General features: G+C 55.5%; 25 protein-coding genes and 1 pseudogene. 12 read left to right on the top strand and 14 right to left on the bottom strand.

The window, feature by feature from the left end:
- Positions 1–108: 108 nt before the first annotated feature.
- Positions 109–213 (top strand): annotated as a pseudogene (locus EDC90_RS21225) (BA14K family protein); the annotation flags it as partial.
- A gap of 56 nt (positions 214–269) precedes the next feature.
- Here the strand turns inward: EDC90_RS21225 and EDC90_RS12920 are convergent.
- The 5 genes from EDC90_RS12920 to EDC90_RS12900 form a co-directional block, all read right to left on the bottom strand.
- Positions 270–1523 (bottom strand): class I SAM-dependent RNA methyltransferase, encoded by a 1254-nt coding sequence (locus tag EDC90_RS12920; protein WP_132312241.1) that lies wholly within the window; start codon positions 1521–1523, stop codon positions 270–272.
- A 58-nt stretch (positions 1524–1581) separates the two neighbouring features.
- Positions 1582–2337, bottom strand: a complete 756-nt coding sequence (locus tag EDC90_RS12915) for a TlyA family RNA methyltransferase (protein WP_245511047.1) — start codon at positions 2335–2337, stop codon at positions 1582–1584.
- 43 nt (positions 2338–2380) lie between these two features.
- Positions 2381–4306: a 1-deoxy-D-xylulose-5-phosphate synthase gene (gene dxs / locus EDC90_RS12910; RefSeq protein WP_132312239.1), complete on the bottom strand. Its 1926-nt coding sequence runs from the start codon at positions 4304–4306 to the stop codon at positions 2381–2383.
- Between the two features lie 108 nt (positions 4307–4414).
- Positions 4415–5341, bottom strand: coding sequence for a pirin family protein (locus EDC90_RS12905; RefSeq protein WP_132312237.1), 927 nt, complete (start codon positions 5339–5341; stop codon positions 4415–4417).
- 47 nt (positions 5342–5388) lie between these two features.
- Complete coding sequence (locus EDC90_RS12900) at positions 5389–5643, bottom strand: exodeoxyribonuclease VII small subunit (protein ID WP_132312235.1); 255 nt, start codon at positions 5641–5643, stop codon at positions 5389–5391.
- A gap of 280 nt (positions 5644–5923) precedes the next feature.
- Here EDC90_RS12900 and EDC90_RS12895 point away from each other — a divergent pair, with 280 nt between their 5' ends.
- Positions 5924–6322 carry an acyl-CoA thioesterase gene (locus EDC90_RS12895; RefSeq protein WP_132312247.1) on the top strand — a complete coding sequence of 133 codons (399 nt, stop codon included), beginning with the start codon at positions 5924–5926 and terminating at the stop codon, positions 6320–6322.
- On the opposite strand, the gene EDC90_RS12890 is transcribed toward EDC90_RS12895, so the two are convergent.
- Genes EDC90_RS12890 through EDC90_RS12880 form a run of 3 tightly spaced genes read right to left on the bottom strand, consistent with a single transcriptional unit; the run spans position 6323 to position 8180 of the window.
- Entirely contained in the window at positions 6323–6883 is a 561-nt protein-coding gene (locus EDC90_RS12890; RefSeq protein ID WP_132312233.1) for a biotin transporter BioY, read from the bottom strand.
- Positions 6880–7503: an energy-coupling factor transporter transmembrane component T family protein gene (locus EDC90_RS12885; RefSeq protein ID WP_132312231.1), complete on the bottom strand. Its 624-nt coding sequence runs from the start codon at positions 7501–7503 to the stop codon at positions 6880–6882. Before EDC90_RS12885 ends, EDC90_RS12890 begins: the two co-directional genes overlap by 4 nt.
- Positions 7503–8180, bottom strand: coding sequence for an energy-coupling factor ABC transporter ATP-binding protein (locus EDC90_RS12880; protein ID WP_132312229.1), 678 nt, complete (start codon positions 8178–8180; stop codon positions 7503–7505). Before EDC90_RS12880 ends, EDC90_RS12885 begins: the two co-directional genes overlap by 1 nt.
- A 112-nt stretch (positions 8181–8292) precedes the next feature.
- On the opposite strand from EDC90_RS12880, the gene EDC90_RS12875 reads away from it, so the two are divergent.
- The gene (locus EDC90_RS12875) at positions 8293–9486 is read left to right on the top strand and encodes a winged helix-turn-helix domain-containing protein (RefSeq protein WP_132312227.1); all 1194 of its coding nucleotides are present in this window, start codon (positions 8293–8295) and stop codon (positions 9484–9486) included.
- On the opposite strand, the gene aroC is transcribed toward EDC90_RS12875, so the two are convergent.
- From aroC to fabI, 3 genes are all read right to left on the bottom strand, one after another.
- Complete coding sequence (aroC, locus tag EDC90_RS12870) at positions 9483–10580, bottom strand: chorismate synthase (RefSeq protein WP_132312225.1); 1098 nt, start codon at positions 10578–10580, stop codon at positions 9483–9485. The two genes, EDC90_RS12875 and aroC, sit on opposite strands and share 4 nt — an antisense overlap.
- A gap of 100 nt (positions 10581–10680) precedes the next feature.
- The gene (locus EDC90_RS12865; protein ID WP_132312223.1) at positions 10681–11274 is read right to left on the bottom strand and encodes a histidine phosphatase family protein; all 594 of its coding nucleotides are present in this window, start codon (positions 11272–11274) and stop codon (positions 10681–10683) included.
- A gap of 97 nt (positions 11275–11371) precedes the next feature.
- On the bottom strand, positions 11372–12193 hold the full coding sequence (gene fabI / locus EDC90_RS12860; RefSeq protein ID WP_132312221.1) for an enoyl-ACP reductase FabI: 822 nt from the start codon (positions 12191–12193) through the stop codon (positions 11372–11374).
- Positions 12194–12454: 261 nt separating this feature from the next.
- Here fabI and pdxH point away from each other — a divergent pair, with 261 nt between their 5' ends.
- Both pdxH and EDC90_RS12850 read left to right on the top strand, forming a co-directional pair.
- Positions 12455–13075, top strand: coding sequence for a pyridoxamine 5'-phosphate oxidase (pdxH, locus tag EDC90_RS12855; RefSeq protein ID WP_132312219.1), 621 nt, complete (start codon positions 12455–12457; stop codon positions 13073–13075).
- Between the two features lie 118 nt (positions 13076–13193).
- Positions 13194–13667, top strand: coding sequence for a heme-degrading domain-containing protein (locus EDC90_RS12850; protein WP_132312217.1), 474 nt, complete (start codon positions 13194–13196; stop codon positions 13665–13667).
- A gap of 23 nt (positions 13668–13690) precedes the next feature.
- Here the strand turns inward: EDC90_RS12850 and EDC90_RS12845 are convergent, their stop codons facing one another.
- The 3 genes from EDC90_RS12845 to EDC90_RS12835 all read right to left on the bottom strand — a co-directional run bounded on the left by EDC90_RS12845 (position 13691) and on the right by EDC90_RS12835 (position 16379).
- On the bottom strand, positions 13691–14185 hold the full coding sequence (locus tag EDC90_RS12845; protein ID WP_132312215.1) for a GNAT family N-acetyltransferase: 495 nt from the start codon (positions 14183–14185) through the stop codon (positions 13691–13693).
- Positions 14186–14253: 68 nt separating this feature from the next.
- Positions 14254–15672, bottom strand: a complete 1419-nt coding sequence (gene tldD / locus EDC90_RS12840; protein WP_132312213.1) for a metalloprotease TldD — start codon at positions 15670–15672, stop codon at positions 14254–14256.
- Between the two features lie 59 nt (positions 15673–15731).
- Complete coding sequence (locus tag EDC90_RS12835) at positions 15732–16379, bottom strand: invasion associated locus B family protein (RefSeq protein ID WP_132312211.1); 648 nt, start codon at positions 16377–16379, stop codon at positions 15732–15734.
- 357 nt (positions 16380–16736) lie between these two features.
- Between EDC90_RS12835 and coxB the strand changes: the two genes are divergently transcribed.
- From coxB to EDC90_RS12805, 7 genes are all read left to right on the top strand, one after another.
- Positions 16737–17633, top strand: coding sequence for a cytochrome c oxidase subunit II (coxB, locus tag EDC90_RS12830; RefSeq protein ID WP_132312209.1), 897 nt, complete (start codon positions 16737–16739; stop codon positions 17631–17633).
- A 13-nt stretch (positions 17634–17646) separates the two neighbouring features.
- Positions 17647–19296 carry a cytochrome c oxidase subunit I gene (ctaD, locus tag EDC90_RS12825; protein WP_132312207.1) on the top strand — a complete coding sequence of 550 codons (1650 nt, stop codon included), beginning with the start codon at positions 17647–17649 and terminating at the stop codon, positions 19294–19296.
- A gap of 87 nt (positions 19297–19383) precedes the next feature.
- Positions 19384–20319, top strand: coding sequence for a heme o synthase (locus EDC90_RS12820; RefSeq protein WP_132312205.1), 936 nt, complete (start codon positions 19384–19386; stop codon positions 20317–20319).
- A 14-nt stretch (positions 20320–20333) separates the two neighbouring features.
- Positions 20334–20468, top strand: a complete 135-nt coding sequence (locus EDC90_RS21435) for a hypothetical protein (protein ID WP_281015411.1) — start codon at positions 20334–20336, stop codon at positions 20466–20468.
- An 83-nt stretch (positions 20469–20551) separates the two neighbouring features.
- A complete protein-coding gene (locus EDC90_RS12815) occupies positions 20552–21142 on the top strand; it encodes a cytochrome c oxidase assembly protein (RefSeq protein WP_132312203.1) in 591 nt (196 codons plus the stop codon).
- 115 nt (positions 21143–21257) lie between these two features.
- Entirely contained in the window at positions 21258–22142 is an 885-nt protein-coding gene (locus EDC90_RS12810; RefSeq protein WP_132312201.1) for a cytochrome c oxidase subunit 3, read from the top strand.
- Between the two features lie 31 nt (positions 22143–22173).
- Positions 22174–22452: a GNAT family N-acetyltransferase gene (locus tag EDC90_RS12805; RefSeq protein ID WP_132312199.1), complete on the top strand. Its 279-nt coding sequence runs from the start codon at positions 22174–22176 to the stop codon at positions 22450–22452.
- Positions 22453–22483: the final 31 nt, after the last annotated feature.

Below are 22483 nucleotides of genomic sequence, written 5' to 3'. Positions count from 1 at the left end.
ATCAGTTCGTCCTTCGAAAGCCGCTGCAAATCATTTCGATCCATGGCTGTATGGATTCAGAAATCCGTGCCCGTGACAAGGGGGTGGGTAAATACAATCAATCCGCGGCACTATGAATGGTGCTATGACAAATACCGGTCATACCGCGCTTCGGATAATACGTTCCAGCCGTATCATGGTCCGCGCAAACAGTGCTATTCGCCCTACTACTGATTATGCGGCAGAGCTGAACTTGATGATAAGAGGCCCGGTGGCGCTGCTGCCGGGCTTTATGCTTTCTTCAGAAGCGCGACTGCTTCCACGTGGGGGCTCCAGTAGAACTGATCGACGGGCGTCACGCTTTCAACACGATAGCCGCCTTCGATGAGGATGCGCAGATCCCGGGCCAGCGTGGCCGGGTTGCAACTGACAGCGGCGATGCGCGAAACTTTTGAGCGTGCCAGCTCCTCTGCCTGTTCTTTGGCACCTGCGCGCGGCGGGTCGAACACAACAGCATCGAAGCCTTTCAACTCGCGTGGTAGCAGCGGCCGCCTGAAAAGGTCACGCCGCTCAATCGAAACCGCCTTGAGGCCCTGACGGTTGCGCACGGCATAATCCAATGCCTCCAGCGCTTTCTGGTCAAATTCCACGGCATGCACCTGCGCTTTCCTGGCGAGCCGCAACGCGAATGTCCCAAAACCGGAAAACAGATCGGCGACAGACTTTGCGCCTTTCAGATGCGACAGAACCAGAGCGGCCATGGCATCTTCAGCGCGTTCAGTTGTCTGGGCAAAGCTGGCCGGCGGCGGAAAGACTTTGGTCCCGTCGATCTGAAGCGCAGGCTTTACCGGCTCAACGATGATTTCATCGTCGAGTGTCAGCCGCGCAATGCCTTTTACTGTCATGGCAGCGCGGATGGCAGCTTGCCGGCGTTTTTCCGAAGGGGTTTTCAGGCCTGAGAAGGAAATATCCAGCCCGGTCTCCGTTTCAAGTACAGCAATGCGGAACGGGTCACTGTTGCTTGCAAGGATACCAGCCAGAAGCTTGAGCGCGGGAAGCCGCTCAAAAAGCGCAGGCGAGAGGACGGGGCACTCTTCAATCGACACGATGTGGTGGCTTGAAGGGCTGGAAAAGCCGAGCAGGATGCCCTCTTCTGTGCGACGTCCGGCGAAGGTGGCACGGCGGCGCTCACCGGGACCGGATGTCACCAGCGGCTCGACCGGACAGTCGATGCCATGTTGCGTCAGAGCATCCTGCACCAACGCGACCTTGAATGCCCGATAATCATCTTCTGCAACATGTTGCAGGGCGCAGCCACCGCAGGTGCCGTTTTTGCCATCCGGGCCGAAGTGGCGACAGCTCGGTTGCTCCCGCTTTGCAGAGGCCTGAAGCACTGAAAGGATCGTGCCGTGGCCCTTATCCCGTGCGATCATCACGGTCTCGCCCGGCAGGGCGAAGGGCACGAAAACCGGGCCGCCCGTTGTTTCGGCGATGCCATCTCCCTGGCTGCCCAGCTTTGCAATTGTCACGGTTTCAGCGGCCATTTGTCCGTTTTCCTTGTCGTCCATCCGCGAGGAAGCGATAATTCGAGTTTATTGTTATTCAGAAAGGCTTGCGCCCTGCCAAAAGATATTCGCGGTTGCCATCTCCGCCTTCAATGGGCGAAGGCGTGATGCCAAGACTTTTCCACCCGCATTCGCTCTGTAGCCAGTTTTCAAGATCGGCTGCTATTTGCGGACCAAGCGCCGGATCCTTCAACAGGCCTTTCTTGCCGATATTGGACTTGCCTGCCTCAAACTGCGGCTTGACCAGCAACACACAGAAGGCTCCCGGAGATGCCAGTGCGAGGGCAGGGGGCAGAGCCAGCTTCAGCGAGATGAAAGAGACATCGGAAACAACAAAGCCAATCTCATCAGTGCCGATATCCTCCGAGCCAAGAGACCGGGCATTCAAGCCTTCGATATTGGTGACACTCGGATTCTTGCTGATGGTTTTAGCCATCTGGTCATGACCAACGTCAATTGCTGTGACGTGAGACGCGCCTCTTTCCAGAAGAACCTGCGTAAAGCCACCGGTTGAGGCGCCGATATCCAGTGCGTGCATGTTTTGCGGCGAAAGGCCGAAGTGATCCAGAGCGGCGATCAGTTTCAGCGCAGCGCGTGAAACGTAACGTTCTGCCGGATCATTCACGGTGATGATGGCATCGTTTGCAACCATCTCACCTGGTTTTCTCGCGATGCGCCCGTTCACCGTCACCACTCCGCGCTGAACAGCATCGCGGGCGCGCGAACGGGTCTTGAAACGGTCCAGCGAAACGAGGAACTGGTCAAGGCGCATGGTTTTGGCGGCGTTTTTCATCCGCGTTTCATGAGCATGTTTTTGAACCAATGGCAACGCCGGTTCAGCCAATCGTGCCGGTCCCGGTGGAAACCCGCTCCTGGCCGAGTGCCCGGAAAACCGTGTTGACGATACCGTCGCTGTCGAGGCCCGCCTTTTTGTACATGATCTCCGGTTTCGCCTGCTCCATCCAGATATCCGGAAGAACCATCTGCCGGGCTTTCAGACCGTGATCGAGAAGTCCTTCGTTGACGAGGAACTGCATCACATGCGCACCAAAGCCACCTGCTGCGCCTTCTTCAATCGTGATCAATACTTCATGATGAGACGCCAGCTGCCGTATCAGATCGTGGTCGAGCGGCTTTGCAAAGCGTGCATCGGCCACCGTCGTCGTGAGGCCCGAAGCGTTCAGCATGGAGGCAGCTTCGCGACAGGCGGAAAGCCTTGTGCCGAACGAAAGAAGGGCCACTTTTGAACCTTCGGAGATGATGCGCCCTTTGCCGATTTCAAGGATTTCGCCGCGTTTCGGCATTTCGACCCCGGTGCCTTCGCCGCGTGGATAACGAAACGCGATCGGGCCTTCATCATAGTCGGCCGCGGTTCGAACCATGTGCTTCAGCTCTGCCTCATCGCCTGCTGCCATGACAACAAAGCCGGGCAGCGTGGTCAGATAGGTCGTATCGAAAGAGCCTGCATGCGTCGGGCCATCGGCGCCGACGAAACCGGCCCGGTCGATCGGGAAGCGAACCGGTAGCCCCTGAATGGCGACGTCGTGGACAACCTGATCATACCCGCGCTGCAGGAAGGTCGAGTACAGCGCACAGAATGGCTTCATCCCTTCTGTCGCCATGCCTGCGGCAAAGGTTACGGCGTGCTGCTCGGCAATGCCGACATCGAAGCAGCGGCCCGGAAAGCTGTCCTCAAATTTATCGAGGCCTGTGCCAGAGGGCATAGCAGCGGTGATGGCAATCAGTTTGTCATCGTGGCGTGCTTCCTCAATCAACGCCTCTGCAAACACGGATGTATAGCTGGGGGCATTCGGTTTGGCCTTTGCCTGATGGCCGGTCACCACATCAAACTTGCTGACCGCGTGGCACTTGTCGGCAGCGGCCTCGGCAGGGGCGTAGCCTTTGCCTTTCTGCGTGACGACATGGATAAGGATAGGGCCACGACCGTGATCGCGGGCATTACGCAGTACAGGCAAGAGATTGTCGAACGAGTGTCCGTCAATCGGGCCGATATGATGAAAACCGAGTTCCTCGAACATCGTACCGCCTGTTACAAAACCGCGTGCGTGGCCAACGGCGCGGGATATGGCACGGTCAACAGATTTACCGAGGTAAGAGGTTATCTTCTTGGTGAAATCCTTGACTTCGAGATAAGTGCGGCCTGATGCCAGACGCGCAAGATAAGCGCTCATGGCACCCGTCGGCGGTGCAATCGACATATCGTTGTCATTGAGTATGACGATCTGCCGGGCGCCGAGTGCACCCGCATTGTTCAGGGCTTCGAACGCCATTCCTGCAGACATGGCGCCATCGCCAATCACCGAAATCACGTTGCGTGGCTTATTCTGGAGTTTCGAGGCAACGGCCATCCCAAGGCCTGCGGAAATCGACGTTGAAGAGTGCCCGGCACCAAAGGGGTCGTATTCACTCTCTGCCCGCCTGGTGAAGCCGGAGAGGCCATCTTCCTGCCGCAGTGTGGTCATCCGGCCTTTTCGTCCGGTCAGAATTTTATGCGGATAACACTGGTGCCCGACATCAAAGATTAAACGGTCATCGGGCGTATTGAACACCTTATGGATCGCGATGGTCAGTTCTACAACGCCAAGCCCGGCGCCGAGGTGACCACCGGTGCGCGAGACGGAATCAATCATCGCCGCGCGCACTTCGTCAGCAAGCTGAGGAAGGTCACGGTCATCGACCTCCCTGAGGTCTGACGGTAAATTGATCCGGTCCAGTATGGCAGTCTTCGACGGTAACGTCACTTTATGTGCCTCATGCTGCGCCGTCCGGCGCAAAAATCACCCTGCACACGGGCCTGCAGGCGTCTCCTGAAAGCCCGTATTTTAGCTCTTTAATCCTTCTATCGAATTTCAGCGACCGGGCAAAGGAACAAATTCTTGTTCATCACCGGGGACAAGGCCAAAACGCCCCTGTTTCCAGTCTTCTTTTGCCTGTTCGATCCGTTCTTTCGACGATGAAACAAAATTCCACCAGATGTGGCGAGGTTTATCGAGCGCAGCGCCACCGAAAAGCATCACCCGACAGCCCGCAGGCAAACCACCCACAAGCGTAGCATTGTCTCCGGGACGAAGAATGAGCAGTTGTTCAGCACCAAAACGATCACCGGCGACTTCAAGTTCCCCCTCCAGGATATAAAGTGCGCGCTCCTCGTGTTGCGCTGGAAAGGGGAATGCTGCACCGGCCTCCAGAACGAGGTCAACAAAAAGCGTATCCGTGAAGGTTTTTACATCGGCCTTCAGGCCGGAGAAATCACCGATCACGACCCTACCGGAAACGCCTTTCTCCGAAATAAAGGGCAGTTGTTTACGGTCTGTATGGCCGAAAGCCGGCTCGGTTTCTTCGTCGTTTTCCGGCAAAGCGAGCCATGTCTGCACGCCGGCAAGCTGATGCGGCCTCAGGCGAAGATCATCCGGCGTACGCTCGGAATGCACGATCCCGCGTCCGGCTGTCATCAGATTGACGTCGCCAGGCCGGATGACGGTGTTGTTACCGAGTGTATCGCGATGGCCGATCTCACCTTCGGTGAGGTAGGTCACGGTGGAAAGGCCAATATGCGGATGCGGCTTCACATCCAGCGCGTTACCACTTTCAAGTCTCGCAGGCCCCATACGGTCGAAAAATATGAACGGCCCGACAAGCCTCCGCTTGATTGTTGGGAGCGCGCGCCGCACTTCAAACCCGCCAATATCGCTGGTTCGTGGAACAATCAGCTGTTCTACGACATCGCAGGAAGCGGCATCGCCAAACTCGGGGTCTTTTCCTGGAAAAAAGGACATGGCTTTAGTCTTTCGATAAAGATTGGCGCGCGTTTTGCCCTGCTTGCTCAGGCCTCGTCGAGAGGTTCTGTGCCCGCAGGATTGCCTTCGCGGTCCAGACGGATTTTTTCCACCCGTGCCTCGGCGGCCTTCAGCAGCTTTTCGCAATGGTTCTTCAGCTTCTCACCGCGCTCATAAATCGCAATTGATTCGTCGAGCGCGACGTCACCGCGTTCAAGACGTGCAACGATCTGCTCAAGTTCATCGACAGCCCGCTCGAATGTAAGGCTGGCGACGTCGGCTGGTTTGGCGGTCTCTGTCATAATCTTTCCTCTTGGGTGGCCTAACGCGATAGCGAGACCCATCGGTGATCACTATGTCGATTTCACGCGAAGGTAATGCCGTGCGAGGGTATTGCAAGGCTGAACTGATTCTCCATCAGAGGCTGACAGGTGTTATGGCACTCTTGTCTGAAACGCTTTAAAGAGCGAAAGAGATTGAGCAGCTGCCGATTGCCATGTTTTCCGGGTGGTCGGCATGGTGATACAGCGTTGAATTGATGCGTACCATTCGCAGCTATTGCGGTGGAAAAAGGTTTAGATGATGCAGGACAGGCAACCGGAACGGATGGAATTGCGCGTTCCCTATCGTGATATCGATATGCATGGGCGGATGCGCACGGCCGCCTATATCGATCATGCTGAAGAGGCGCTTGCACGTTTCTGGCGTTTCAGGCCGGAAGTTTCGAATGAACCTGCTTATGTCGTGCGCAAAGTCAGCTGCACTTTTTATCGTGGATTGAAGAATGAAGAGGTTGCAGACCTCGTTGTCCGGGCTGCAAAAATCGGTGGCAAGTCGATCGGCTTCAACGTCGCGGTTCAATCCGGCAATGGTATTGCCGCCGAAGTCGAGATTTTGTGGACTGCTGTTCACTCCGGCAGCGGAGAGCCCGCGCCGCTTCCGGAAGCAACACGGGACTGGCTCTATTCTTACGTTGAGTGATCAGGCTTTTCTGGGTAGCAGAGGATAGCCAAGCATCACGGCACGCGCTGCCATTGCTGCCAGACCTGCCTTGATGAGATCACCGGGAATGAAACCGAGTGAAGCCACGGTGGCTCCCGGCAGCCCCATGCCAACGCCAAAGGCGAGCCAGGCGATGCCAAAGGCATAAGCGACAATGACACCGCCGATGATGGCGGCAGCGAAGAACCCCATGAACTGCTTCGTGGCTGTTTTTGCGTTCGCGAAACGCTCTGCAAGGGCGCCGGTCACATAGACTGCGGGAAGCCAGCCGATCAGGAAGCCAACCGTTGGGCCTGCGAAGACCGCCAGTCCGCCTCGACCGCCGGACAGGACCGGAAGGCCGATAGCGACCAGAAGAAATACGAGCAGCACGGCAGCAGAACCACGATTTTTACCGATGATCAGGCCCGCGAGCATGACGCCGAGCGTCTGCGCTGTAACGGGCACGGGTACAAAGGCCAGTGGAATAGGCGGCAGCAAGCCAAGCGCCACGATGATCGCCGCAAACAGTGAAACGAGAACCAGATCGCGAGACGTCATTTTGATTTCCTCTTTGTCACAGGCGCACGAATTCCGCGCGCGTCAATTGCGTCAGCGATACTGTCAGCATCCCGCAAGGTCAAGATGATCAGCGGAACCAGAACCCGTAAGGGGCGAAACCTGAGGCCACGCGCCCGGTGCGCTTCAGCAATCGCATCATACCGGTTGAGAACATCTGGCACGAAGCGGATAACGAGTCCGACCGCAAGGCCAATGTCGGCTGCACGTAACAGTCCGAGCCTTTCCAGCGGATATACCGCCTTCGTGACGGTTTCGACAAAATCTGCAACCGGAGTGGAGCCAGTGATGGCTGCACCGGCAAGCATGAGTGAGGTCAGCCTGATCACTGTTATGGCGGCCGGGTGCCAGCCATGAAAGGCAAGATTGAAAACACCGACCAGAAAAATGGCGGCAAACACCGGCAATAGTCGCCTGACAGCCAGCGCGGGCGGAAGCGGCAGGCGCGCATACAAGAAAGCCGCGAAAAAGAATGGCGCGGCGAGCACGGGGAGACTCTCTGTCAAAAACAGGCCGATGCTGAATACGATCAACGCGATCAGTTTTAAGCTGGCGGGCCGGCGATGAAGAAACGTATCGCCCTCGACGTAGAGGCTGCGCATCAGAGGTTCAAAGTTCTGTAGCGGTCAATGACCGTTGCCGGTTGTCCGTCTTCGATGAGGCGCCCCTCGCCGAACAGGAGCGCGCGATCAAATCCGGCGATGAGGTCGAGATCATGCGAAATGACAATGACATTCTCTTTCAGGCTGGCAATGGCGTTGGTGACGATTGCGCGGTTCTTCAGGTCCAGCTGGTTGGTCGGCTCATCAAGGATCACCAGGGAGGGCTCGGTTGCCAGAACCGCAGCAAGTGCAGCCAGTTGCAGTTCTCCACCGGAAAGCTCATGCGCGCGTCGGTGTGCAAGATGCTCGATGCCAAGGCGTGACAGCGCAGCGAAGGTCTTCGCCTCGCAGTCTGCTTTGAGGGTTCCGCGGGCCTTCAGTCCGAGCGCGATGTCATCTTTCAGGATCGGCAGAATGATCTGGTTTTGCGGTACCTGAAAGACAAAACCGGCTTCTGCCATGACGGCCTGCGTTTCGGTTGCCGTATCATGGCCGTTGACACGCACATGGCCTGTCGTGGGTTTTGTCAGGCCGTTGATCAATCTGGCAAATGTCGTTTTTCCTGAGCCATTCAGTCCGATGATGCCGATACGGTGTTCCCGCAGTGCAAGTGATACGGGGTGAAGCGCCTGGCGGCCCTCAAACGAAACTCCTGCTTCATGAAACTCGATATCCAAAAGCGCCTCCGACTGGTGAGTCGATCCCTTATAAGCGTGATCCATTTGTATCGAAAGACGACTGGCGCACCAGATGTTCTTATCTGATCCGAATCGGAGTAACCTTCAGTTTATGCAGGATATGCTCAGCAATACGGATGCACGGCGCATCTTTCTTGAACGTCAGGGGCTTTCAGGTGCGCCCGGAAAGGCGATGAACAAGGCGGGTCTTCTGGCGCTGATCGAAAAGATTGGCTTCGTGCAGGTTGATTCCATTCGCACAGTCGAGCGGGCACATGATCTCATCCTGTTTTCCCGTAATCAGACACTCAGGCGCGATCACCTGCGGCAGCTTTTGGAAGAAGACCGCATGTTGTTCGAACACTGGACCCATGATGCGTCGATCATTCCTGTGCGGTTTTATCCCTTCTGGAAACACCGTTTTACGCGTGAGCAGGACCGGTTGGTCAAACGCTGGCGCAAATGGCAGGGCAGGGCCTTCGAGTCTGTTTTCGATGAGACGTATGCGGCGGTCAAAGAGGGCGGACCGCTTTTCGCGCGCGATCTGAAGCAGGATGATCACGTTTCGGGAGGCTGGTGGAATTGGCACCCTGCGAAAACCGCACTCGAATATCACTGGCGAACCGGTCATTTCGCCATCTGTCACCGGAGAAATTTTCAAAAAGCCTATGATCTTTCCGAGAGGGTGATACCCGGATCGTTTCGGGAGCAGTCTGTCAGCCAGGCGGATTTTATCGATTGGGCCTGCCGGGCGGCGCTGAAGCGCCTTGGCTTTGCAACGACCGGCGAGATTGCGGCCTTTTTCGACCTGATACGGCCCAGCGAAGCCAGAGAGTGGGTGAAGCAGAAACGGGATTGTCTGACTGAAGTTTCCGTTGAGACCGTCGAAAAAGGGCAGTTTCGCGCGACCTTTGCCCTTTCAGAAGACGTCGCCTCATTTCAGAATACGCCAGACCCGCCTTCGCGCGTTCGGGTTCTAAGCCCTTTCGATCCTCTGCTTAGAGACCGTGCGCGGGCCGAAAGGCTGTTCGGCTTTTTCTATCGGATCGAAGTGTTCGTGCCTGAGCCGAAACGGCAATACGGTTACTATGTGTTTCCGCTTCTGGAAGGACACCGGTTGATCGGCCGTATTGATATGAAAGTGGACCGGAAGCGAGCAGCACTGGATGTGCGCCGCCTTTGGCTCGAAAAAGGGGTGAGGGCATCGTCGGGCCGCATAGCCAGAATCGATGCAGAACTGCATCGTCTGGCGCGGTTTAGCGAAGCAGAGCAGGTCTCATATGCGCCGGACTGGCTGGCCGGTTAATCCAGCCGTCCTGTCTGGCCGCGGTCGCGCAGATAGTGGTCGGCAACAGCACAGGCAACCATCGCCTCACCGATCGGAACGGCGCGGATGCCCACACAGGGGTCATGCCGTCCTTTGGTCCGCAACTCCACTTCCCTGCCATCCTGATCGATCGATTGCCGAGGCGTCAGGATCGATGAGGTCGGCTTGATGGCAAAACGCGCGACAATCGGTTCGCCGGTCGCAATGCCACCAAGAATGCCGCCTGCATGGTTTGACAGAAAGCGCGGGTGGCCATCATTGCCGATGCGCATCTCATCGGCATTTTCTTCGCCGGTCAGTTCAGCGGAATCAAACCCTTCACCGATTTCAACGCCCTTTACCGCATTGATGGACATCAGCAGGGATGCAATATCCTGATCAAGCTTGCTGTAAATCGGTGCGCCGAGCCCGGCTGGTACGCCTTCTGCGACGATCTCGATGACTGCGCCGACAGATGAGCCATTCTTGCGGATCTCATCAAGATAGTTTTCCCAGACAGGCACGGTTTCAGCATCCGGGCTGAAAAACGGGTTCTGGTCAACCTGCGCCCAATCCCAGTTGTCGCGGTTGATTTTGTGCTTGCCGATCTGAACCAGTGCGCCGCGATAAGTTACGCCCGGAAGAATTTTTCGCGCAACCGCACCCGCTGCAACGCGGGCCGCTGTTTCCCGTGCCGATGAACGACCGCCGCCGCGATAATCCCGGAGGCCGTATTTGACATCATAGCTATAGTCCGCATGTCCGGGGCGATACTGGCGGGCAATCTCACCATAATCCTTGGAACGCTGGTCGGTATTCTCGATCATCATTGAGATCGGCGTGCCGGTGGTGATGTAAGTTTCCCCATCCTCCTGCGGCAGAACGCCGGACAATATCTTAACCTGATCGGCTTCGCGGCGCTGGGTGACAAAGCGCGACTGGCCGGGTTTGCGGCGGTCGAGGTAGTTCTGAATGTCGGCAAGTGTGAGGCTGATGCCGGGAGGGCACCCATCCACGACACAGCCAAGTGCCGGTCCGTGGCTTTCGCCCCAGGTGGTAACCCGAAAAAGATGTCCGAATGTATTATGCGACATGCAAAATCTCCGCCTGACCTATGCCCACACTGAAGCCGGAACAAAACCGCGCATCCAATGGAGGCTCCGCTTTAAAGCAAATCGCAGACAAGAGAAAGCCTTACAATACCCAGCCGATTGTTCCGGCTTCGGGATCGATACGCAGAATATTGTTCTGGGGGATCGCCAGTTCAGAGGCTTCCGCTGTGGGTGTGTTTGCAACAACCCGGAAAAGTGCACGAATAACACCGCCATGAGCGACACAGACCGTCGGTCCGACAACCTCTTTCAGCCAGGCGCCAATGCGCCAGGACAGGATCTCATAGCTTTCGGCTTCATCTCCGGGAGGAACGAAAGACCATTTGTCCTTTTCCCGCTCTGCCAGAAGTTCCGGTCGTTCCTCGCCAACTTCTTTCAGGGTCTTGCCCTCCCAGTCGCCGAAGGAAAGCTCACGCAGGCGGTCATCTGTGCGGTAAAGTTCCGGCGTCAGTCCCATGGCGGCGCGCACGCGCTCCATCGTTTCGCGGGTTCTGGAAAGTGGACTGGATATGAAATCAAACAGCCGAGTTTCATCGCCAAGAAGCTCGGCCAGCGCTTTGCCATTCTGATTGGCCTGTCCGCGCCCGGTTTCGTTCAGCGGTATATCTTTTTGTCCCTGCAGGCGAGCTTCGGCGTTCCAGTCTGTCTGGCCATGCCTGATGACATAAATCTGCACTTTGAAAATCCTGTAAGTTTAAAAAAGAAAACTGCCGGACCGTGCGAAGGTTCAGCTGAAAGACAAAGGCGCGGAACCATGCCGCGCCTTTTAAAATTTATTCTTTGATGACAACCGAAATATCCGGTGCATCAACCGCTTTCATGCCAACTGTGTGGTAGCCCGAATCGGCGTGCAGAACTTCGCCAGTGATCGAGGTCGACAAATCGGAAAGCAGGAACAGTGCCGTGTTACCAACTTCATCAATCGTGACGTTGCGCTTCAGCGGCGAATTATATTCGTTCCACTTGAGAATGTAGCGGAAGTCGCCAATGGCAGAACCGGCTAAAGTCTTGATCGGTCCGGCAGAAACAGCATTGACGCGGATGCCGCGGTTGCCGAGATCGACAGCCATGTAACGCACGCTCGCCTCAAGTGCGGCCTTGGCAACGCCCATGACATTGTAGTGTGGCATGACCTTTTCTGCGCCGTAGTAAGTCAGCGTCAGCATCGAACCGCCATCATTCATCATTTGTTCTGCGCGTTTGGCGACCGCGGTGAACGAGTACACCGAAATGTCCATAGACCGGGCAAAATTTTCCCGCGATGTGTCAATGTAACGTCCGGTCAGTTCGTCTTTGTCGGAAAACGCAATGGCGTGAACGACAAAGTCGATCTTGCCCCATTCTTTTTTCAGCGTGTCGAATACGGCGTCGACGCTATCCATGTCGGTCACATCGCAGTGCCCGGCCATCAAAGCGTCGAGTTCTTTTGCAAGCGGTTCGACGCGCTTCTTAAGGTTGTCGCCCTGCCATGTCAGCGCGATCTCGGCGCCGGCCTCACGACATGCTTTGGCAATGCCCCATGCGATCGAACGGTTATTGGCGACACCGAGAATGATGCCGCGTTTGCCTTTCATGAGGCCGTTTGCTTCAGCCATGTGTCGATGCTCCTTGAAACTCTCTTCGTTTCTGCCTATGGCATAGGCAGCATTGCGGTTCAAGCAATCTTGAGCCGTGTTGCAGTCGCTTTAGCTTCCGAAAAGGTTATTGCCAAGCCCTTCACATTTGCGTTCACTTATTAATGCAGAATGTGAAAATTCGTGTGCATGCCTTTGAGAAGGCTGCCGTCGCGCCGTCAGACTTCAAACCGGACGGCTGGTTCCCGACGCGACGGTCCATTATGACCGGGAGTAGATATCATGGCGAGTGAAGACACAGCGAATACCGATTTCACAGCTGAAAGTGACCCATTCGAGCTTTTTCAGAAGTGGCTGAAAGAGGCGAAAGATCACGAGATCAATGATCCCAATGCTGTGTCCGTCGCGACAGTAGACGAAGACGGGCTACCAAATGTCCGTATGGTGCTGCTGAAGGACGTGGACACCAGAGGTTTCGTTTTTTACACGAACTTTGAAAGCCAGAAAGGGCGCGAACTCCTCGGCCAGCCCAAGGCCGCCATGTGCTTTCACTGGAAATCGCTGCGCCGTCAGGTGCGGCTGCGCGGCCCGGTTGAGGTTGTTTCTGACGAAGAGGCCGATGCCTATTTTGCCTCGCGTCCGCGTGGCAGCCGCATCGGCGCATGGGCATCGAAACAGTCGCGCCCGCTGGAAAGCCGTTTCGCACTGGAAAAGGCCGTGGCTCAGTATACGGCCCGTTACGGGGTTGGCGAAGTGCCCCGGCCATCGCACTGGTCAGGGTTCAGGATAAAGCCGGTTTCAATCGAATTCTGGCGTGATGCAAAGTTCCGCCTTCATGACCGCATTGAGTTCCGTCGCGAGGGCACCGAGGGCGACTGGCACAAGGTTCGAATGTATCCTTGAAAGGCCTCGCTCCTATCGTATCAGGGCAGGCGCTCTGTGATCTGCGATTGCAGTCAGCGCATGTCTGTTTCAAGATCAGCCTGACCGCGGTTTTGGTGAGGGACGCCAGATGCAAGCAATGACTGAGACGGAAAATATGGTTGCCGGGCAGGAAGAACGTTTGATTTTTCCTGCTTTTAGTGAGGACGATGCCTGGGAGCTTGGGCAGCGGCTTGTTGCCCGCGCCCATTCGCATAATGCGTCAGTGGTGATTGACATTCGAACGCAGGATCGCATGCTGTTTCATGCGGCCTTAAGTGGGACTGCGCCTGCAAATGATCTCTGGGCGCGGCGTAAATCCAATGTTGTGTTTCATTTTCAGCGCTCGTCTTATGCTGTCGAGCTTGAGCACAAGCGAAAGGGCGTCAGTATCGGACCCGAGATTGGCCTTGATATCAAGGATTACGCCGACCACGGCGGCAGTTTTCCCGTGCGTGTCAAAGAAACAGGTGTTGTGGCAGCCATCACTGTGTCGGGGCTTGCCAGTGCTGATGATCACGGGCTCATTGTCTCGGTGCTTGAAGAATTTCTTCCGCATTCTGAGAAGAGTTGAAGGTCTCTCCGTTAGGGTAACGCTCAGAATGATCTGCTGCTACTCGTCGGTGTTCTGCGTGAAGCCGAAGGACATGGCTTTTGCATAAGGATCAATGGGTATGGCAGACCGTTATCGTCTGTTTCGCGCCGCCGGACACCGCAAAATCCGTGTTTGCGGTAAAAATCGACCGCGCGCTGGTTGGCAACATAAACCTCAAGCGCAAGTTTTCCTTTAAGGTCAAAGGCATGCGACAGCAGAAGGCTGCCTATGCCGCGGCTTTGCCACTCCGGCGCAATGAACAGACCGCCGATAAACAAATCAATGAGCCCGATAAAGCCGACCGGCCCAGCCGGACCAACGGCAACCCAGGTTTCTGTTTCTGGCAGATACTTTGAGGAAATCTGCAGGCGTTGCTCCTGCAGCAGGCTATCCGGCAGAAACGGATGGGAAATGCACGAGGCCTGATACCAGATGGCTGTCAGGCACGCATTGTCCGCCGGTTCATACCTGCGGATTTCAATGCGCTTCTGTTCCATCGCTTGTTCTGCTGTATGATCTGCGCTGTCCATGCGTCTATCAAACATCAGGTGCGGTAAAAAAAGCCCTAAGCTTTGGTGCCGCCCACTGTAATCTGATCGAGACGAAGATGCGGCTGCCCAACGCCGACCGGAACCCATTGTCCGGCTTTGCCACAATTGCCGATGCCATTGTCGAGGTCCAGATCATTGCCGACCATGGATACGCGTTTCATGGCTTCCGGACCGTTCCCGATCAGAGTTGCACCTTTGATTGGGGCGCCGATCTTTCCGTTTTCGATCAGATAAGCTTCGGTACATGAGAAAACGAACTGGCCAGAGGTGATATCCACCTGACCGCCGCCGAATGTGACCGCGTATATGCCTTTCTTGACGGAGCCGATAATCTCTTCCTTGGTCTTGTCGCCGGCCAGCATGTAGGTATTCGTCATGCGCGGCATTGGCAGGTCAGAATATGACTGACGGCGACCGTTGCCGGTTGGGGCGACACCCATCAGGCGAGCGTTGAGCCGATCCTGCATGTAGCCTGTCAGCCGTCCGTTTTCGATCAGAACGTTGTAGCCTGAGGGTGTTCCCTCATCATCAATCGATATGGAGCCCCGCCGATTTTCAATCGTACCGTCGTCGACAATGGTAACGCCCGGGGCCGCGACCATTTCACCGACCAGGCCTGAAAAAGCGGACAGGTTCTTGCGGTTGAAGTCGCCTTCCAGGCCGTGGCCGACGGCTTCATGGATCATAACACCGGGCCAGCCGTTTCCGAGAACGATATCCATGGTGCCTGCAGGCGCATCAATCGCTTCAAGATTGACGAACGCCTTGCGCAAGGCCTCCTCGGCGCCTGACTGCCAGTCCTGTCTTGCAAACAGGTCTTCAAAAGCAACGCGTCCGCCAATACCGAAAGAGCCGGTTTCCTGCCGGTCGCCATCGCCGACCACCACCGAAATGTTCAGCCGTGTCATTGGCCGCACATCACTGGCGCGGTAGCCATCACCACGCAGGATATCGACAATCTGGTGGCTTGCTGCCAGCGAGGCCGAGACCTGACGCACACGCGGATCCCGTTCGCGCAGATAGGCGTCGATTTCGCCCAGAAGCTGGACTTTCTGCTCGAACGTCGGAGAACCAATCGGATTTTCATCCGTATAGAGGCGCTTATTGGTGCCACGCGGCGGCTCGGCATAGGTGCCGCTATAGCCTCGCGTTACAGCGCTGGCTGTTTCAGAAGCGCGCTTCAGCGCGGCCTCGGAAAGCTCGCCGGCATGGGCAAAGCCACTGGCTTCACCGGCAACGGCGCGCAACCCAAAACCCTGACCGGTGTTGAATGATCCGCTTTTCAAGCGGCCATCATCAAACGACAGCGATTCGTTCTGGGCATATTCAACAAACAATTCGCCATCATCTGCCCCCTGAAGCGTATCGGAAACGATTTTCCGGACTTTGCCTTCATCGACATCAAATTGGCTGATCAGATCGCGGTCGCTCATGCTCATTTCCGTAGTTTTTCTTTCATGAAAGCCAATATAGGCATTCGAACTGATCAATATCAGGGCAGGGCGTCATAGCCGTTTGCAAAACCGGTCAGGTCAACGGGTATGCCAATCGTGTCCTGATCGACCGAAAAGTTGAGTGTGAAGACAGCTTCCTTGCCGGCCCTGAGAACTTGCATCAGCTCATCGTCAATCACGACCTCGACATAGCAACCGTCCAGATAGCAGCGTGAAAACATCGCTTTACCCACATTTTCACCGTCAACAAACAGGCCCATACCTTCTGGCAGATAGACGCCAAGTGGTGTCATGATGCGAAGCAGTTTCGCTTGCCGGTCTGCTGTCTTAAGAACTGCGATAGAGAGTCCGATTTCCGGTCGGTCATCGGCGATGACATTCTGCATCAAGGCGCATTGCTCGACGGATGAACCCGGAGGCTGATCACAGATGATCGACCATGCGCCGTAATTGGACCTTACAATCGAGTTGTCGCGATTTTCATCACCGCGCGGATCGGGCAGGGGGACGCGTTCTTCCGTTTGCAGCGCCTCTGTCCCTCCCTCCTGTGCTAGGGCTGAAGAGTTAAACGGCAGCGGCGCTGCAAGCGCTGCGGTCAGAATCACCAGTGCGGCAAGCTTTCTTCTCAGAAAACGCGACTTGGCGAAGACCGGGGCCGGATGAGCGGGCAGAAACGAAAGCTGCATGATGGATCGAATCCTAAAGGCTTGCTGGTTTGAAGATGCTTTGCAGTCATTAACTGGCTTGGGCACCGCTTTTCAATGATGTCTGATATTCTTCTGTGGCAGAATTGACCGCAGGTGTTGAGAATGGTCCGCTCGGTCATGAGACAAATTGACGCTTTAATCTGCCAGATGCTATGGCATAATTGTGACGGAGGAGGAAAAACCGGAGAATGGCAGACTTGTGGCTATGCCTCGGGAGGGCAGTGCCGTAAACAATAGTCGCCTATGCAGGAAGACCCTTTAGGCCCATAATCGGCTTTTAGCGCTCTTTTGGCAAATCCGGTTTGATTGAGGTCAAACGAAGGAGGGAATGTCGTCGTGATCAACAAGACCAGAACAGGGCTGACGGGGTTACTCTGTCTTGCCAGTGCTGGCAGCGCATTCGCCGCGCAGCCGAAGCCCTGGGAGATGGATCTGCAGCCTGCGGCTTCGCCGATCATGCATCAGATTCGCTGGTTCGAGGACTATACGCTTTGGTTCATTGTGCCGATTGTGCTCTTGGTGCTGGCGCTGCTGATCACGGTCATCATCCGTTTCCGGGCCTCCAGGAACCCGGAAGCTTCGCGGGTCAGTCACAACACGGTGATTGAGGTGGTCTGGACGGTCTGTCCGGTGCTCATCCTGTTGTTTCTGGCGGTTCCGTCCTTCAACCTGCTGAACGCTCAGCTGACCATGCCCGAAGATCCGGAACTGACTGTCAAGGCAACGGCGACCCAGTGGCTGTGGTCCTACGATTATCCGGAAATCGAGGATGGCGAGATTTCCTACTCATCCTACATGCTGACTGAAGATCAGCGTGCAGAATACGGCAAGGAAAACAAAGCCGAATATCCCCGGCTGTTGGCTGTCGATAATGAAATGGTCGTGCCTGTAGGTGAAGTCGTCCGGCTGCTGGTCACAGCTGCGCCGACTGATGTTATTCATTCCTTCGCTATGCCTGCTTTCGGCATCAAGATCGACGCGATACCCGGTCGTCTGAATGAAACCTGGTTCAAGGCTGAGGAAGAAGGCATTTATTACGGTCAGTGTTCCGAGCTTTGCGGCAAGGACCATGCCTTTATGCCGATCGCCATCAGGGCTGTTTCCCCGGAACAGTTTGAAAGCTGGCAGGCCGAGGCCAAAAACGACGTTGAAGCTGCAAATCAGGCACTGATGGCGTCCATTGAACAACATAAGCAGGCAGGCGGTTCCGTTCTGCTTGCGGATAACGAATAAGGGAGGGTGAACCATGGCTGATGCAGGCGCACACGTTGCTGACGATCACAAGCCCGGCTTTTTCGCCCGGTGGTTTCTATCCACCAACCATAAAGACATCGGAACCCTCTACCTGATTTTCGCGATCTGCGCGGGCATCATTGGCGGTGGCCTTTCCATCGCAATGCGCATGGAGCTGCAAGAGCCGGGGATCCAGATTTTCAACGGTCTGGCTGCCATGGTTTATGGCGATTCCGGTGCTGCGGCAATGGATCAGGGCAAGCACCTTTACAACGTCTTCACCACGGCCCATGGTCTGATCATGATCTTCTTCATGGTCATGCCAGCGCTGATCGGCGGTTTTGCAAACTGGATGATCCCGATCATGATCGGCGCACCGGATATGGCATTCCCGCGTCTGAACAATATCTCGTTCTGGCTGCTCGTACCTGCCTTTATCCTGCTGCTCCTGTCTATGTTTGTGGAAGGGCCTGCCGGGTCTTATGGCGTTGGCGGCGGCTGGACTATGTATCCGCCGTTCTCAACAACCGGTATGCCCGGGCCTGCGGTCGATCTCGCGATCTTCGCGCTGCATGTCGCCGGTATTTCCTCGATCCTCGGCGCAATCAATTTCATTACCACGATCCTCAATATGCGTGCGCCGGGCATGACGCTGCATAAAATGCCGCTGTTTGCCTGGTCGGTATTGGTCACGGCTTTTCTGCTGCTGTTGTCACTTCCTGTTCTGGCAGGCGGCATTACGATGCTTCTGACCGACCGAAATTTTGGTACGACCTTCTTCTCGCCGGATGGCGGTGGCGATCCTATACTCTACCAGCACCTGTTCTGGTTCTTCGGTCATCCGGAAGTCTATATTCTGATCCTGCCGGCTTTCGGCATCGTCAGCCATATCGTTTCGACGTTTTCGAAAAAGCCGGTCTTTGGTTATCTCGGCATGGCTTATGCCATGGTTGCTATCGGTGCGGTCGGCTTCATCGTCTGGGCGCATCACATGTATACGGTGGGATTGTCGCTTGATACGCAGCGTTATTTTGTGTTTGCCACGATGGTGATTGCCGTTCCCACCGGCGTGAAAATCTTCTCCTGGATTGCGACAATGTGGGGTGGATCGATCAGCTTCAAGGCACCCATGGTCTGGGCGATCGGCTTTATCTTCCTGTTCACCGTTGGCGGTGTAACCGGCGTTCAGCTGGCCAATGCCGGGCTTGATCGCTCGCTTCACGATACTTATTACGTGGTCGCACACTTCCATTATGTCCTGTCGCTCGGGGCCGTGTTTGCGATATTCGCCGGTTGGTATTACTGGTTCCCGAAGATCACGGGCTATATGTACAGCGACCGGGTGGCGGTTCTCCATTTCTGGGTCATGTTTATCGGTGTGAACCTTGTGTTCTTCCCGCAGCATTTCCTCGGCCTTTCCGGGATGCCGCGCCGCTATGTGGATTACCCTGATGCCTTTGCCGGATGGAATGCGGTTTCATCCTACGGTTCCTATATCTCGGCAATTGGCGTTTTGATTTTCCTTTATGGCGTGTATGAAGCCTTCGCCAAGAAACGGATTGCAGGGGATAACCCGTGGGGTCCCGGTGCGACAACGCTGGAGTGGCAGCTGTCTTCACCGCCGCCCTATCACCAGTGGTCGGAACTGCCGCGTGTCCGGTAACGACAGCGGCGGGGAAATTTTAAAATATTCTGCGCGTCTGTCAGACCGGGCGTGCAGGCGCTTTAAAAAAGGCACACAGAGAAGCGAATGACAGTAGTGAATGACGAGGCCGGTTATGCCTCTGCCGATATCGGGCTTTCGGAAGCCACAGCGCGGGATTATTTCGATCTCCTGAAACCGCGTGTGATGTCGCTTGTGGTATTCACGGCCTTTGCCGGACTGTTTCTGGCACCGGGTGGCATGAACCCGGTCATGGGTGCTATCGCGATTTTGTGCATTGCCATCGGTGCCGGTGCCTCGGGTGCACTGAATATGTGGTATGATGCTGATATCGACGCGATTATGACGCGCACGGCCAAACGTCCGATCCCGAGCGGGCGTATACGCCGCAGTGAGGCGCTTGCGTTCGGCGTTGCGCTTTCGTGTTTTTCGGTTGCCACACTCGGGCTGGCCATAAACTGGTTTGCAGCTTTTCTGCTTGCTTTCACAATTGTTTATTACGCGCTGTTTTACACCGTCTGGCTCAAGCGTTCGACCCCACAGAACATCGTCATCGGCGGTGCCGCGGGTGCCTTTCCGCCAATGATCGGCTGGGCCTGTGTGACCGGCGGTGTCTCGATCGACAGTATCATCCTGTTCTCGATCACCTTTCTGTGGACGCCACCACATTTCTGGGCCCTGGCTTTGTTCAAAATGCGCGACTATGGCGATGTCGGTATTCCGATGATGCCGAATGTGGCGGGGCAGGCTTCGACCAAGCGCCAGATGTTTGTCTATGCGGTTCTCACTGCATTTGCAGGCGTTGCGCCAGCACTGACAGGACTTGCAAGTCCGGCATATGCCGTTTTCGCAGGATTGCTTGGTCTTTATTTCATCTATGGTTCCATCCGTGTCTGGCAGATGCCTGAGACGGATGAAAAAATGATACCGGCCAAGAAGCTGTTCGGTTTCTCGATTTTCTATCTCTTTGCGATTTTTGCTGGTCTGATAGTCGACCGTGCCGTTGCGTTGTTGATTGGCTGAGGTGGCTTTGTCTGATGATTGAAACAGTCAAACTGACGGAAAAGCAGAAGAAGGCCCGGCGCGGACGCAATATCGCGCTCGGTTTTGTGCTCGCCGCGCTGGTGGTGCTGTTTTATATTATTACAATGGTTAAAATCGGTGCCAATTAGAGCGCCGGACACAAGCAATGAGACTCGGAAGTTATATAAAGTGATGAGGCAGAGCCGGAACAGCTGAGGAGGGCGTGAAGGCGATGAGCGAAGAAGACAGAACACCGGAGAAGCGCAATAACGGTCTCATCGTTGCGATGTGCCTTTTTTTCGTGGTTGGCATGACGGGCATGAGTTTTGCCGCTGTTCCGCTTTACCGGATTTTCTGCCAGGTGACCGGCTATAACGGCACGATCAGCCGCACAGAGCAGTTTTCAAATACGATCCTCGATAAAAAGATCAAGGTTACGTTCGATGCCAATACCGCGCCCGGGCTTGATTGGGCGTTTAAGGCCGATCAGCCATCCGTATCACCACGGATCGGTGAAACCGTACAGGTCTCGTTCACCGCGACAAACACCAGTGACGAACCGGTCACCGGTCAGGCAATCTTTAATGTGACGCCACTTCAGGCCGGCGCCTATTTCAATAAGGTTGAGTGTTTCTGCTTCACCGAAACCGAGCTGCAGCCCGGCGAAACGCTTGATATGCCAGTGGTCTTTTTCGTTGATCCGGCAATCATCGAGGCTGAAGAAACGAAAGATATCAGGGTCCTGACCCTGTCCTACACCTTTTTTGAGCATGAACGCCCGGTCGCAGCCCGGGTGTCGGAAGAAAGCGGCAGCAATATATAAGCGGCATTGAACGCAGCTTTGAGGAGTGGGCTGCGGGCATGTCGATAAACGGGGATTGAAAAGGGCGGTATTTTCACATCAAAATGCCGTCAGGAGAGAGGAAACGGGGACTGATATGGCGAACGCGCACCAGAAGAACCACGATTATCATATTATGGAGCCCAGTCCGTGGCCGCTCGTTGCGTCAATTGGCGTGTTTGTCATGGCCTTTGGTGGCGTCGGTTATATGCGCTATCTCTCCGGTGGTTCTTTCAAGCTTCTGGGGCTGGAACTGGCGCAGCCCTGGATGTTCTTCATTGGTCTCGTTCTGGTGGCCTATGTTCTATACGAATGGTGGGCCGATACGATCAAGGAAGGGCGTGAAGGTCATCACACGCCGGTGGTTTCGCTGCATCTTCGCTATGGCATGATCATGTTCATCGCCTCAGAGGTGATGTTTTTTGTCGCCTGGTTCTGGGCGTTTTTTGATGCAAGCCTGTTTACCGGTGAGGCGATACAGGCCACGCGCGCCGAGGTGACTGGCGGAACATGGCCGCCTTCGGGTATCGAGGTCATCGATCCGTGGCATTACCCGCTCTATAATACCGTCATTCTGCTCCTGTCCGGCACGACCCTGACATGGGCGCATCATGCGCTTTTGCATGGGGATCGCAAAGGGATGATCCAGGGCCTGTCTCTGACTGTTGTTCTGGGCCTGCTGTTTACCTGTGTTCAGGCTTACGAATATTACGAAGCGCCTTTTGCGTTTAAAAACTCGATCTATGGCGCAACCTTTTTCATGGCAACCGGATTTCACGGCTTTCATGTGGTGGTCGGTACGGTATTCCTGATTGTCTGCCTCATTCGGGCAACGCGAGGGGCTTTTACACCAGAGAAGCATTTCGGACTGGAGGCTGCAGCCTGGTACTGGCACTTTGTGGACGTTGTCTGGCTGTTCCTGTTCTTCTCGATTTATATCTGGGGCGGCTGGGGTGCTCCGATAGCCGAGACCGGTCATTGACCCCACGGCAGGCAACAGGGAAAGCAAGACCATTCATATTAGCGAAGAGAATACCGAAAGTGGCGGTCGTTATGTCGCGCATGTCGATGGCTTTGAGGCGGAAATGACGTTTTCACGCGCTTCCGGTCACCTTATCATTATCGATCATACCAGAGTGCCGGATGCATTGCGTGGCAAAGGCGTCGGTCAGGCACTGGCCGAATATGCCGTCAGCCGCGCTCGTGCGGGCGAATGGAAGATTGTTCCGCTTTGCCCTTTCTTCAAAGCGCAAAGCAGACAGCATCCGGAGTGGAGTGATGTCCTACAATAGACCTTGTTTCTGATGACCAGACGACCGGATT

It is taken from the genome of Martelella mediterranea (assembly GCF_004342225.1).
Taxonomy (GTDB): domain Bacteria; phylum Pseudomonadota; class Alphaproteobacteria; order Rhizobiales; family Rhizobiaceae; genus Martelella; species Martelella mediterranea_B.
Note: the sequence above shows the minus strand (reverse complement) of the source record. Positions and strands in the feature narration are given on the sequence as shown.

Bases quoted from the DNA above. Each gene is read 5' to 3' on its own strand.
- aroC (WP_132312225.1), bottom strand. From the start codon at position 10,580: ATGTCGCATAATACATTCGGACATCTTTTTCGGGTTACCACCTGGGGC.
- ctaD (WP_132312207.1), top strand. From the start codon at position 17,647: ATGGCTGATGCAGGCGCACACGTTGCTGACGATCACAAGCCCGGCTTT.
- EDC90_RS12885 (WP_132312231.1), bottom strand. From the start codon at position 7,503: ATGCGCAGCCTCTACGTCGAGGGCGATACGTTTCTTCATCGCCGGCCC.
- EDC90_RS12820 (WP_132312205.1), top strand. From the start codon at position 19,384: ATGACAGTAGTGAATGACGAGGCCGGTTATGCCTCTGCCGATATCGGG.
- fabI (WP_132312221.1), bottom strand. From the start codon at position 12,193: ATGGCTGAAGCAAACGGCCTCATGAAAGGCAAACGCGGCATCATTCTC.
- EDC90_RS12900 (WP_132312235.1), bottom strand. From the start codon at position 5,643: ATGACAGAGACCGCCAAACCAGCCGACGTCGCCAGCCTTACATTCGAG.
- EDC90_RS12815 (WP_132312203.1), top strand. From the start codon at position 20,552: ATGAGCGAAGAAGACAGAACACCGGAGAAGCGCAATAACGGTCTCATC.
- EDC90_RS12845 (WP_132312215.1), bottom strand. From the start codon at position 14,185: ATGGAACAGAAGCGCATTGAAATCCGCAGGTATGAACCGGCGGACAAT.
- EDC90_RS12890 (WP_132312233.1), bottom strand. From the start codon at position 6,883: ATGACGTCTCGCGATCTGGTTCTCGTTTCACTGTTTGCGGCGATCATC.
- pdxH (WP_132312219.1), top strand. From the start codon at position 12,455: ATGGCGAGTGAAGACACAGCGAATACCGATTTCACAGCTGAAAGTGAC.
- EDC90_RS12875 (WP_132312227.1), top strand. From the start codon at position 8,293: ATGCAGGATATGCTCAGCAATACGGATGCACGGCGCATCTTTCTTGAA.
- EDC90_RS12915 (WP_245511047.1), bottom strand. From the start codon at position 2,337: ATGAAAAACGCCGCCAAAACCATGCGCCTTGACCAGTTCCTCGTTTCG.
- tldD (WP_132312213.1), bottom strand. From the start codon at position 15,672: ATGAGCGACCGCGATCTGATCAGCCAATTTGATGTCGATGAAGGCAAA.
- EDC90_RS12920 (WP_132312241.1), bottom strand. From the start codon at position 1,523: ATGGCCGCTGAAACCGTGACAATTGCAAAGCTGGGCAGCCAGGGAGAT.
- EDC90_RS12895 (WP_132312247.1), top strand. From the start codon at position 5,924: ATGCAGGACAGGCAACCGGAACGGATGGAATTGCGCGTTCCCTATCGT.
- EDC90_RS12850 (WP_132312217.1), top strand. From the start codon at position 13,194: ATGACTGAGACGGAAAATATGGTTGCCGGGCAGGAAGAACGTTTGATT.
- EDC90_RS12835 (WP_132312211.1), bottom strand. From the start codon at position 16,379: ATGCAGCTTTCGTTTCTGCCCGCTCATCCGGCCCCGGTCTTCGCCAAG.
- EDC90_RS12810 (WP_132312201.1), top strand. From the start codon at position 21,258: ATGGCGAACGCGCACCAGAAGAACCACGATTATCATATTATGGAGCCC.
- EDC90_RS12905 (WP_132312237.1), bottom strand. From the start codon at position 5,341: ATGTCCTTTTTTCCAGGAAAAGACCCCGAGTTTGGCGATGCCGCTTCC.
- EDC90_RS21435 (WP_281015411.1), top strand. From the start codon at position 20,334: ATGATTGAAACAGTCAAACTGACGGAAAAGCAGAAGAAGGCCCGGCGC.